At 71.1% G+C, this 11749-nt stretch carries 10 protein-coding genes; 5 read left to right on the top strand and 5 right to left on the bottom strand.

The genetic code is table 11. The features are described from left to right. Positions 1-95 precede the first annotated feature (95 nt). Positions 96-752 carry a DsbA family protein gene (locus JXZ78_RS04950; RefSeq protein WP_030020566.1) on the top strand — a complete coding sequence of 219 codons (657 nt, stop codon included), beginning with the start codon at positions 96-98 and terminating at the stop codon, positions 750-752. 235 nt (positions 753-987) lie between these two features. Here JXZ78_RS04950 and JXZ78_RS04945 read toward each other — a convergent pair whose 3' ends face one another. The 3 genes from JXZ78_RS04945 to JXZ78_RS04935 form a co-directional block, all read right to left on the bottom strand. Next, positions 988-1629: a superoxide dismutase gene (locus tag JXZ78_RS04945; protein WP_030020565.1), complete on the bottom strand. Its 642-nt coding sequence runs from the start codon at positions 1627-1629 to the stop codon at positions 988-990. Between the two features lie 218 nt (positions 1630-1847). Next, on the bottom strand, positions 1848-3314 hold the full coding sequence (locus tag JXZ78_RS04940) for an amino acid permease (protein WP_030020564.1): 1467 nt from the start codon (positions 3312-3314) through the stop codon (positions 1848-1850). Between the two features lie 288 nt (positions 3315-3602). Further along, positions 3603-5015 (bottom strand): amino acid permease, encoded by a 1413-nt coding sequence (locus JXZ78_RS04935; RefSeq protein ID WP_030020563.1) that lies wholly within the window; start codon positions 5013-5015, stop codon positions 3603-3605. 311 nt (positions 5016-5326) lie between these two features. On the opposite strand from JXZ78_RS04935, the gene JXZ78_RS04930 reads away from it, so the two are divergent. Further along, entirely contained in the window at positions 5327-5926 is a 600-nt protein-coding gene (locus JXZ78_RS04930; protein ID WP_030020562.1) for a biotin transporter BioY, read from the top strand. A 271-nt stretch (positions 5927-6197) separates the two neighbouring features. Here the strand turns inward: JXZ78_RS04930 and JXZ78_RS04925 are convergent, their stop codons facing one another. Further along, the gene (locus JXZ78_RS04925) at positions 6198-6947 is read right to left on the bottom strand and encodes a hypothetical protein (RefSeq protein WP_033038004.1); all 750 of its coding nucleotides are present in this window, start codon (positions 6945-6947) and stop codon (positions 6198-6200) included. Between the two features lie 64 nt (positions 6948-7011). Here JXZ78_RS04925 and JXZ78_RS04920 point away from each other — a divergent pair, with 64 nt between their 5' ends. Further along, positions 7012-8685, top strand: coding sequence for a serine/threonine-protein kinase (locus JXZ78_RS04920; RefSeq protein WP_238782677.1), 1674 nt, complete (start codon positions 7012-7014; stop codon positions 8683-8685). Here JXZ78_RS04920 and JXZ78_RS04915 read toward each other — a convergent pair. Beyond that, a complete protein-coding gene (locus JXZ78_RS04915; RefSeq protein WP_030020559.1) occupies positions 8646-10157 on the bottom strand; it encodes an amino acid permease in 1512 nt (503 codons plus the stop codon). The two genes, JXZ78_RS04920 and JXZ78_RS04915, sit on opposite strands and share 40 nt — an antisense overlap. Before the next feature lie 204 nt (positions 10158-10361). On the opposite strand from JXZ78_RS04915, the gene JXZ78_RS04910 reads away from it, so the two are divergent. After that, positions 10362-10850, top strand: coding sequence for a ribose-5-phosphate isomerase (locus JXZ78_RS04910; RefSeq protein WP_030020558.1), 489 nt, complete (start codon positions 10362-10364; stop codon positions 10848-10850). 87 nt (positions 10851-10937) lie between these two features. Further along, positions 10938-11747: an Fpg/Nei family DNA glycosylase gene (locus JXZ78_RS04905; protein WP_030020557.1), complete on the top strand. Its 810-nt coding sequence runs from the start codon at positions 10938-10940 to the stop codon at positions 11745-11747. Positions 11748-11749 lie beyond the last annotated feature (2 nt).

The following is an 11749-nucleotide window of genomic DNA, read 5'->3' as shown; positions in this document are numbered from 1 at the left end:
TGTCGAACACTGGGAATCATGGCACGCCGCACCCCGGTTGAATCCGGTGGCCGGTCCGCCGGCCGGCCACCGACCCGAACGTTCGAGGAGCAACCGTGTCCGAGACCGCTGCCGCAACCGGCCGGACCCCGGCCGATTTCTGGTTCGACCCGTCCTGCCCGTGGGCCTGGCTGACCTCCCGCTGGATGCTGGAGGTGGAGCGGGTGCGCCCGGTGGACGTGCGCTGGCACGTGATGAGCCTCGGCGTGCTGAACGAGGACAAGCTCGACGAGCTGCCCGAGGAGTACCGGGAGAAGAACCGTCCCGGCGGCGCGGTGTGGGCGCCGGTGCGGGTGTGCGTCGCCGCCGAGCGGGAGCACGGGCAAGAAGCGCTGGCCCGCCTCTACACGGCGCTCGGCACCCGTTTCCACCACCAGGGCCTGCCGCGTACGAAGGAGACGATCGTGGCCGCCCTGAAGGAGGCCGGGCTGCCCGCCGGGCTGGCCGACGCGGCGGACACCGACGCGTACGACAAGGAGCTGCGCGCCTCGCACAAGGCGGGCATCGACCTGGTGGGCCAGGAGGTCGGCACCCCGGTCATCGCCGTGCCCGGCGCGGACGGTGAGCCGATCGCCTTCTTCGGCCCGGTCGTCACCCCGGCCCCGAAGGGCGAGCAGGCCGCGCAGCTGTGGGACGGCACGCTGATGGTCGCGTCCGTCCCGGGCTTCTACGAGATCAAGCGGACGCGGACGCAGGGGCCGGTCTTCGACTGAGCCGCGGGGGCGGCGGCATCGCGTACGGACGCGGGAAACCCGCCGCCCCACGCGCAAGAACACCCCGGGCCCGCGCGCGAACCCCGGGCCCGGTCGGAAGCACCCCGGGCCCGTACAGAAGAACCCCCATGAGTCATGTCCTCACGGGGGTCCTTCCTTCTTCCGCCTGCCGGGTGAAGGTTGAGAAGACGATCACGAGGCAGGACGCTCACCGGTGCGCCGCGGGGCGCGGGGATCAGGGAGCGATCAGCAGCACGTTGGAGCGCTCCTTGGCGGCCGCGTAGCGCTTGGCGACGTCCTGCCAGTTGACGACGCGCCACATCGCCTCGATGAAGTCCACCTTCTGGTTCTTGTACTGCAGGTAGAAGGCGTGCTCCCAGGCGTCGAAGACCAGGATCGGCACCGAGCCCTGGCCGACGTTGCCCTGGTGGTCGTAGATCTGCTCGACGATCAGGCGGCCGGTGATCGGCTCGTAGGCCAGGACGCCCCAGCCGGAGCCCTGGGTGGTGGCCGCGGCCTTGGTCAGCTGGGCCTTGAACTTGGCGTACGAGCCGAAGTTCTCCGCGATGGCGTCCGCCAGCTCGCCCACGCCGTCCTTCTCCAGCGGCTCGCCGCCGCCGTCACCGGTCATGTTGTGCCAGTAGATGCTGTGCAGGATGTGGCCGGAGAGGTGGAACGCGAGGTTCTTCTCCAGGCCGTTGATGGAGCCCCACTGGTCCTTGTCGCGCGCCTCGGCGAGCTGCTCCAGGGTGTCGTTGGCGCCCTTGACGTACGCGGCGTGGTGCTTGTCGTGATGCAGCTCGATGATCTCGGGGCTGATGACGGGTTCGAGCGCCGCGTAGTCGTACGGAAGTTCCGGAAGATTGTAGGTGGCCATGCCGAGCCCTCCAGCTGCTTACGACCTTTAATTGCAATCGACTTGCAACTGCACGCTACCAGCATGAGTGATCACGAACCTGGCTAGGGGCGGAGTCTGGGCCAAAAGAAGGAGGCGGTGCCCGACCCCGGTCCGAGGTCCGGCACCGCCTCCGGAAAAGCGCGGCGCATTCTGGTGAGGTAAGCCTTACCGCACTTTCTGCTTTGGTGAGGTAAGCCTTACTTCTCCGCTTGCCCGGCGTCCTTTTGACGCGCCATTCGCTGCTTGACGAGACCGACGGCGACGAGCACCACCGCGAACCCGCCGGTGAAGTAGAGCTGGACGCGCTGGTTCTCGTCCCGCAGCATCAGCAGCAGCACCGCCACCACCCCGGCCAGCGCGACCCACGTCAGCACCGGGAAGAGCCACATCCGCACGACCAGCTTCCCGGGCTCCTCGCGCTCCAGCCGGCGGCGCATCCGCAGCTGGGCGACGGCGATGAAGCCCCACACGACCAGGATCGCCGCGCCCACCATGTTGAGCAGCCACTGGAAGACGGTCTCCGGCCACCAGTAGCTGAACAGCACCGCGAGGAACCCGAAGGCGGAGCAGAGGATCACCGCACGGCGCGGCACGCCGCCGCTGACGGTGCGCAGGAAGCGCGGGCCCTGGCCGCGGGCGGAGAGGGAGTGCGCCATCCGGGAGGAGCCGTAGATGTTGGCGTTCATCGCGGACAGCAGCGCGATCAGGATGACGACGTTCATGATCTGCCCGGCCGCCGGGATGTCCAGGTAGTCCAGGACGGCGACGTACGGGCCGTTCTTGGCGATGTCCGCGTTGTTCCAGGGGATGACGGTGATGATGACCGCCATCGAGCCGACGTAGAACAGGGCGATCCGCCACATCGCGGTGCGCACGGCGCGGGCCACACCGCGCACCGGGTCCTTGGACTCGGCGGCGGCGATCGTCACCGTCTCCAGGCCGCCGTAGGCGAAGACGGACGCCAGCAGGCCGATGACCAGGCCGTCCGAGCCGTTGGGCAGGAAGCCGCCGTCGCCGGTCAGATGGGCGACGCCGGGGGCGGAGGTGCCGGGCAGCACGCCGAAGATGGCCAGCAGGCCCAGGACGAGGAAGATGCCGATCGCGGTGATCTTCAGGGCCGCGAACCAGAACTCGAACTCGCCGAAGTTGCTGACCGCCGCGAGGTTGGCGCCGCAGAAGACCACCATGAACAGCAGCACCCACATCCAGGGCTGCGTGTCGGGGAACCAGCCGGTCATGATCCCGGCGGCGCCGATCGCCTCGGCGGCCACCGCCACACACAGCTGCGCGGTGAACATCCAGCCGGTGGTCAGACCCGCCCACGGGCCGATCGAGCGCCCCGCGTGCACGGAGAACGAGCCGGAGGCGGGGCTGGCCGCCGCCATCTCGCCGAGCATCCGCATCACCAGCATGACCAGGCAGCCGGAGACGGCGTAGGCGAGCACGATCGAGGGACCGGCCGCCGCGATGCCTTCCTTGGAGCCGACGAACAGCCCGGCGCCGATCACACCGCCGAGGGCGATCATCGACAGATGGCGCTGCTTGAGTCCGTTGGACAGCGGGGCGCCGGTGCCCGGGTCCGCCGCGCTGCCGGTGCCGTCCGCGCCCGGGACCTGGCCGGTCCGCTCGCGCTCGGGCGTGGTGGACGAAGGTGTCCGATTCATGGTCGTACCTGTCCCATTAAGTGAGAGCGAGCGAGACGATCGACGGTGAAAACGCGCTCAGTTTGAGTGTCTGTGTCCGCTGAGGGCAACAGTCGTGCAGCAGTTGTTCGGTATTCAGACGTGATCGTGACCGGTCGTATTCACACCGTTGTGAGACGTGACCCCGGGTGTTCGCGGAGCGGAAGTGGGGCGGCCGATTCCGGCCGATTGCCCGGCTCCCGCGAGGGCGGTCGTCCCGGTTTCCGCGGGGGCCGGTCGCCCGGCTCCCGCGAGGGCCGCGCACGCCCGTCAGCGGCCGGACCGCCGCAGCCGCAGCTCCCGCAGCCCCGCGACCGCCAGCACCGCACCGGTCGCCGCGGCCGACCACAGCAGCTGCGGCCGGGCTCCGTCGTCGGTGAGCATCAGCACCAGTACCGCCACCATGGCCGCCAGCGCCGTCCAGGTCAGATACGGGAAGGCCCACATGCGCAGGGTCAGCTTCTCCGGCGCCGTCCGCTCGATCTGCCGCCGCAACCGCAGCTGCGACAGCGCGATCAGCGCCCAGACGAACAGCAGCACCGCGCCGACCGCGTTCAGCATGTAGAGGAAGACCGTGTCCGGCCACAGCAGATTGAGCAGCACCGAGACGAAGCCGAAGGCCACCGAGGACAGCACCGCCCGGCGCGGCACCCCGCCCGCCGTCACCTTCAGTAGCGAGCGCGGCGCCTCGCCCCGCTCGGCCAGCGAGAAGACCATCCGCGAGGACCCGTAGAGGTTGGCGTTGAGCGCCGAGAGCAGCGCCACGAAGACCACCACGTTCATGATCTGGCCCGCGCCCGGCACACCGATGCTGTCCAGCACCGCGACGTACGGACTCTTGCCCGGCTGCATCGACGACCAGGGCAGCAGCGTCACGACGACCAGCATCGAGCCCACGTAGAAGAAGAGGATGCGCCACACCGCGCTGCGCACCGCGCGCGCCACGTTGCGCGCCGGGTCGTCGGACTCGGCCGCGGCGATGGTCACGACCTCCAGGCCGCCGAAGGCGAACGCGACGGCCAGCACACCGGAGATCACACCCTGCCAGCCGTTGGGCAGGAAGCCGCCCTGCCCGGTGAGGTTGGCCAGCCCGACCGCCTCGGTGTCCGGCAGCACGCCGAAGATCGCGAGCAGGCTGAGCACCAGGAACAGCACGATCGCGGCGACCTTCAGCGTCGCGAACCAGAACTCGAACTCGCCGAAGCTCTTGACCGCGGTGAGGTTGGCGGCCGTGAACACCAGCATGAAGATCAGCACCCAGCCCCACTGCGGGACCGCGGGCACCCATCCGTTGGCGATCTGCGCCGCGCCGGTGGCCTCCACCGCCAGCACCACCACCAACAGGAACCAGTACAGCCAGCCCACGCTGAAGCCGGCCCAGCGGCCCAGCGCGCGCTCCGCGTGCACCGAGAAGGCGCCGGACGCGGGCATCGCCGAGGACATCTCGCCGAGCATCCGCATGATCAGCATGGCCAGCGCGCCCGCGATCAGATAGGAGATGACGATGCCGGGGCCGGCCACCGCGATGCCCGCGCCGGAGCCCACGAACAGGCCCGCGCCGATCACCCCGCCCAGTCCGAGCATGGTCAGGTGGCGCTGCTTGAGCCCGGCGGACAGCGGCTCTCGCCCGCCGGCGCCATCGCCCGGCGGAGGCGTTCCGGTGGCGGTGGGTGCGTCGTGCATGGGCTCGTACTCTCGCAAAGGTCTTTGGGGGAACCCCACAGGGTTCCGCGTTGTCCCCTCAGTTTCCCCGCCCGCCGCGCGCTACCACAAAATGCGCACCCGTCCGGGGCGCGGGCCGTGACGAGCATCACGTGACCTGCGAAGACCGCTGACGAGGCGGTTCGGCCCCGGGGGCGGGGTGTTGTACGGAAGTCTCCAAGGACACCATTGCGCCTTTGTCGCCGCCACACGATGATCGGCTCCGGGGCGCTGGACTAACGTCATCGCGTCCCACCCTGTCCCCGCTCCACCTCACACCCCGCGGAGTTCCGATGAGCACTGCCGACGCAACCACCAGGCCCGGTGCGGTCCTCGCCGATCTGCTGCCCGCAGCAGGCGCCACCCGCGCCCGCGTCCGCGACGCCGCACTGGTCGTCGGCGGCGCCGCGCTCACCGGCATCGCCGCGCAGATCGCCCTCCCGGTCCCCGGCTCCCCGGTCCCGGTCACCGGCCAGACCTTCGCCGCCCTGCTCGTCGGCGCCTCGCTCGGCGCGGGCCGCGGCTTCGCCTCCCTCGCGCTGTACGCGCTGCTCGGCATGGCGGGCCTGCCCTGGTTCGCGGGCGGCGCGGCCGGCGCGGGCGGCGCGACCTTCGGCTACGTCCTCGGCATGCTCCTCGCCTCCACCGCGGTGGGCGCGCTGGCCCGCCGCGGCGGCGACCGCGGCCCGCTGCGCACGGTCGGCACGATGGCGGTCGGCACGGCCCTGATCTACGCGGTCGGCGTGCCCTTCCTCGCGCTGAGCACCGGCATGTCGCTCGGCCAGACCGTCGCGACCGGTCTCGTCCCCTTCCTGATCGGCGACGCCCTCAAGGCCGCGCTGGCGATGGGCGCGCTGCCCACCGCGTGGAAGCTGCTCGGCCGCCGCGGCTGACCCCGCGCGCGCCGTCCTTCCGTACGGAACCGGACCGGGCCCCGCACCACCACCTCGCGTGGCGGTACGGGGCCCGGCGGCGTTCCGGGAATGTACGGCCCGCGTGTACGGGCCGCGCGTTCGGTACGACCCGAACCCGTACGACCCGAACCCGTGCGACCCGAACCCGTGCGACCCGAACCCGTGCGACCCGAACCCGTGCGACCCGAACCCGTGCGACCCGAACCCGTGCGACCCGAACCCGTGCGACTCGTGCCCGTACGGCCCGAGGTCACCTGTGGGACGACCTGCGGGTGGTGATCCACACCCCGGCGCCGCCGAGGAGCAGCAGGCCGGCGGCGGCGCCCGCCAGCGGCAGGACCGACGGCGGGCCGGTCTCGGGCAGCCGCTGCTCAGGGGCCGCCGACTCCGACGGGGCCGGGGTGGCGGCCGACGAGCCGGCCGGCACGTTGACGGTGTTGAGCATCAGCGGGGTGTCCGGCGCGTCGGACACCGGGTTCCGGGTGCCGAAATTGACCGGTCCCTGCTGCCACAGCAAGGTCTCCGTGTTTCCCAGTGTCACCGGCAGACAGATCTGCCCCTGCCGGTTCAGATCGAAATGCGCGGTGACATCGAACGTACGGCTCTTTCCGCTCGCCAACGAGTCGACGGCACACGAGTACGCGCTGTTCGAGCCCTTCGGAAGACGCGCCTCGGGCACCTTCGAGCATCCGGCCACGTTGTCGACCGTCAGTCCCTGGAAACCGGCGACCGTCAGCCGTACGGCACCGGTGGTGGTGGTCCCCTTGTTGGTGACCTTGGCGGTCAGTTCGGTCTTTCCGCTGCGGTTGTCGACGGAAATCCGTTCCGGCAGTTCCGTGGTGATCCGATAGCCCGCCGGCGCGCTCGGCCCGGCCTTGCCGCCCACGCTGCTGCTCGGTACGGGTTCGGCCGCCAGGGCCGCGGAACCGACCGGCAGCGCCAGTACGGCAGCCGCCGCGGCCACCACGAACGCGCGTTTTCCCTGTCGGGTTGTGTACATTCTTGAACCCCCCTTTTCCCCGTGCTCTACCGAGGTATTTGATGGGTACCACAAGATTCCGCGGGTGCTGTGGGGGCTGGGCATGGTGGGGAATGCGAGCGAGGTGGGACCCGGGCGCCTGGCGGCCGGCCGTTACCGCCTGCTGGAATTGATCGGACGCGGCGGAATGGGGCGGGTCTGGCGCGCCCAGGACGAAATGCTCGACCGGTGCGTCGCGGTCAAGGAAATACGTATCGACGAACACGCCGGTGAGGAAAGCGTGGTGCAGCGCGAACGCAGCCTGCGCGAGGCCCGCGCCACCGCCCGGATCGATCATCCGAACGTGGTGCGCGTCCACGACGTGGCCGAGGAGGGCGACCGGCTGTGGATCGTCATGCAGCTGGTCCAGGCCCGTTCCCTGGAGCAGATCCTCGCCCAGGACGGCCCGTTGGCCCCGGACGCGGCGGCCCGGGTCGGCGCCGGGCTGGCCCGCGCCCTGCGCGAGGTGCACGCGGTGGGCGTGCTCCACCGGGACATCAAGCCCGGCAACGTCCTGATCGACGACCGCGGCGCCGTGGTGCTGACCGACTTCGGCATCGCCGCCATGCAGGACGCCACCGCGCTGACCATGGCCGGGATGCTCATCGGCTCGCCCGACTACATGGCGCCGGAACGGGTGGCGGGACAGGAGCAGGGGCCGCCCTCCGACCTGTGGTCCCTGGGCGCCACCCTGTGCGCCGCCGTCGCGGGGCAGTCACCGTTCACCCGTGCCACGACCCTCGCCACGCTGCACGCGGTCCTGCACGAGGAGCCCGCCATCCCGCCTGCCGCGGGCCCGCTGCGCGAGGTGCTCACCGCCCTGCTGAACAAGATCCCGGAGGCGCGTCCCTCCCTCGACGAGGTCGAGGCGCGGCTCGGCCCGCTCGCGCGCCAGGCCGCCGCGGCGAATCCGACGGAGCCGATGAACGCCGCGCGGGTGGTGGACGTCCGTACGCCCACGGTGGCCGATCCGGCGACGGACCGCGTCCAGACGGAAGTGCCTGCCGCCCGTACGGACACCGGCCCGCAGGCCGCGGTCGCTCCCGCAGTCCCCTCGGCCCCGCCCGCCCTCACCGACCCACCCGGTCACCCTCGCCGCAAGCGGCACACCCTGCTCGCCGCCGTCGGCGTCCTCGCGTCCGCCGCCGCGGTGGTGGTGGTCCTCGTGGCGACGCAGGGCGCGGACCCCGGCGGTACGGCCGGTGCCGGCGTCGGTACCGGCCGCCCTTCCGCCACCGGCCCCAGCGCCGGTACGGGCACCGCCACGGGCAGCGGGAGCGGCGACCCGGCGGCCACGCCCGGCGCCCGCCGTACCGAGAACGGTTTCAGCTGGGTGCCGCCGGCCGGCTGGAACCGTACCGAGGAGTCCCCCAGCGACATCACGTACAGCACGAAGGACGGCTCCACGCTCGTCTCGGCGCGGCAGGATCCGTCCTCCGGCGGCGACCTGTTGACGGTCTGGCAGCAGTACGAGGCGCAGCAGCACGACGTGCCGGGCTACCGCAGGGTCCGGCTGGAGCGCACCACGTTCCAGGGGCACCCCGCCGTCGAGTGGGAGTTCGCCTACACCCGCGACGGGAAACCGGCGCACGGGCGGCAGCTCGGCTTCCGGGCCGGGAACCGGACCTGTCAGCTCAGCCTCTGGTACCTGGACACCGCCGAGGCCGCCGCCCTGCGCGCCTACGACCGGGTCAAGGAGTCCTTCCGCACATCCCCCTGACCTCCCGGGCCACCGCCGTCCACCGCACCGGCGCCGCCCGCCGCGCCGCCCTTGGCGCGCCGCCGGCGGTCCAGCACCAGGCCGACGACCAGGACGACCGCGGCCGCGACCACCGACAGCACCATCTGCTTGCGCCCGTCGGGGTTGTAGAACATGTAGCCGACGACGAAGAGGATCAGCGCGATCGTCGCGTACGTCAGATACGGGTACAGCCACATCCGTACCGTCAGCCGCTCCGGCATGTCCCGCTCGATGACCTTGCGCATCCGCAACTGGGAGAAGCAGATGACCAGCCAGACGAAGAGCGCCACCGCGCCGGAGGAGTTCAGCAGGAACTCGAAGACGGTGTCCTTGGAGGTGTAGCTGAAGATCGTCGCGACGAAGCCGAAGGCCACCGACGCCCAGATGGCGGTCGCCGGGACGCCGCCCTTGTTCACCCGGGCGAAGGACTTCGGCGCGTCGCCGCGCTCGCCGAGCGAGAAGGCCATCCGGGAGGCGGTGTAGAGGCCGGAGTTCAGGCAGGACAGCACGGCGGTGAGCACCACGACGTCCATCACGGTGCCGGCCGCCGGGATGTCCAGCGACTTCAGCACGGCCACGTACGGGCTCTTGTCGAGCGCCGGGTCGTCCCACGGCAGCAGCGTCACGATCACCGCGATGGAGCCGAGGTAGAACAGCGCGATCCGCCAGATGACGCTGTTGACGGCCTTGCGGACGGCCTGCACCGGGTTCGGCGACTCGCTGGCGGCCAGGGTGACGATCTCGCTGCCCATGAAGGAGAAGACCACCAGCAGCATGCCGGAGAGGATCGCGCCGGGCCCGTTCGGCAGGAAGCCGCCGTGGCCGGTCAGGTTCGACAGGCCCACCGCGTGGTCGCCGGGCGGCAGTCCGAAGATCGCCAGCGCGCCGACCAGGATGAACACCACGATCGCCACGACCTTGATGCCCGCGAACCAGAACTCGAACTCGCCGAATGAGCCGACGGAGATCAGGTTGGTGCCGGTCAGCACCATCATCACCAGCAGCGCCCACGCCCACTGCGGGACGGCGGGGACCCAGCCGGTGAGGATCGAGGCGGCGGCGGTCGCCTCGACGGCCAGCACGACCGACCAGAAGAACCAGTACAGCCAGCCGATGGTGAAGCCCGCCCAGCGGCCCAGCGCCCGGTCCGCGTAGGCGGAGAACGAGCCGGAGGTGGGGGAGGCCGCGGCCATCTCGCCCAGCATCCGCATCACCAGGACGACCAGCAGGCCGGTCAGCGCGTACGAGATCAGGATGCCGGGCCCGGCCTTGGCGATGCCGGCGCCGGAGCCCACGAACAGGCCGGCGCCGATCACCCCGCCGATGGCGATCATCGACAGATGGCGGTTCTTGAGACCTGCCTGAAGCCCGTCGGGTGACTGGCCTCCGCCGGGGCCGCCGGGGCCACCGGCCGCCTTGCCCGCGTTCATGGTCGGCGGATGCGCGCCCATGTGCACCGTCCTTCTGTGGTTCTCGGTGTCGAGTCCCCGCATTAGAACTGCGTTAACGGTCGTTTTGGAAGATCTGAATCCGGATCGTTGCCTGGATCTCATTTCCGCACGTCACCGCGTGTACACCGCATGTATGGCGGTGGGAGGACCCGGCGACACCTACCCCCGGCCCGGCGGACCACACGTCCGTGCAACACTCAGCACATGCGCGTGTATCTCGGCTCCGACCATGCCGGTTTCGAACTGAAGAACCACCTCGTCGACTGGCTCAAGGCCCACGGCCACGAGCCCGTCGACTGCGGCCCGCACATCTACGACGCCGTGGACGACTACCCGCCGTTCTGCCTGCGGGCCGCCGAGCGGACCGCGGCCGACCCGGAGAGCCTGGGCGTCGTCATCGGCGGCTCCGGCAACGGCGAGCAGATCGCCGCCAACAAGGTCAAGGGCGTACGGGCGGTGCTCGCCTGGAGCGAGGAGACCGCGAAGCTGGGCCGTGAGCACAACAACGCCAACGTGATCTCGGTCGGCGGCCGGATGCACACCCAGGACGAGGCGACGCGCTTCGTCGAGGCCTTCCTCGCCACGCCGTACTCGAACGAGGAGCGGCACACCCGCCGCATCGAGATGCTCTCCCGCTACGAGACCACCGGCGAGCTGCCGGAGATCCCGGCGCACCACCCGCAGCAGGGCTGAGCCCACCCGCTGTCCCGCCCGCGCCGCCGCCGGCGCGGGCGGCCGCCGCGCGGTCCCCGTCCCACCCCGCCGAGGAGGCGCCGAACCATGCCCGAGGGGCACACGATCCACCGCCTCGCGCTGGACCACCGTGCGCTCTTCGAGGGTGCGCCGGTCCGGGCGAGCAGCCCCCAGGGCAAGTTCTCCGACAGCGCGGCGCTGATCGACGGCCAGGTCATGACCACCGCCGAGGCGCACGGCAAGCACCTCTTCCTCGGCTTCGGGCCCGCCGGCTGGGTCCACATCCATCTCGGCCTCTTCGGCAAGCTGAACTTCGGCGACGCCCCCGCGCCGCCGCCCACCGACACCGTACGGCTGCGGCTGGCCAACGCCACCGCCTACGCGGACCTGCGCGGGCCCACCGCCTGCGCGCTGCTCACCGACGCCGAGAAGCAGGCGATACACGACCGGCTCGGCCCCGACCCGCTGCGCCCCGAGGACGACGGGGAGCGCGCCTGGGCCCGGATCTCCCGCAGCCGTACGTCGGTCGCGGCGCTGCTGATGGACCAGAAGGTGATCGCGGGCGTCGGCAACGTCTACCGCGCCGAGGTCCTCTTCCGGCACGGCATCGATCCGTACCGCGCCGGGCGTGATCTCCTGCGGTCGGAATGGGACGCCGTCTGGGCGGACCTGGTCGCCCTCATGCGCGAAGGCGTCCGGCACAACCGCATCGACACGGTACGCCCCGAACACCTCCCCGAGGCCATGGGCCGCCCGCCGCGCGTCGACGACCACGGCGGCGAGGTCTACGTCTACCGCCGGGCCCGCCAGGAGTGCCACGTCTGCCGCGCCGAGATCCGCACCGCGGCCCTGGCCAACCGCAACCTCTTCTGGTGCCCCGGCTGCCAGCCGAAGTGACC

Source organism: Streptomyces monomycini (assembly GCF_022271435.1).
Taxonomy (GTDB): domain Bacteria; phylum Actinomycetota; class Actinomycetes; order Streptomycetales; family Streptomycetaceae; genus Streptomyces; species Streptomyces monomycini.
The sequence above is the reverse complement of the archived record's forward strand: the minus strand, read 5'-3'. Positions and strand labels throughout refer to the sequence as shown.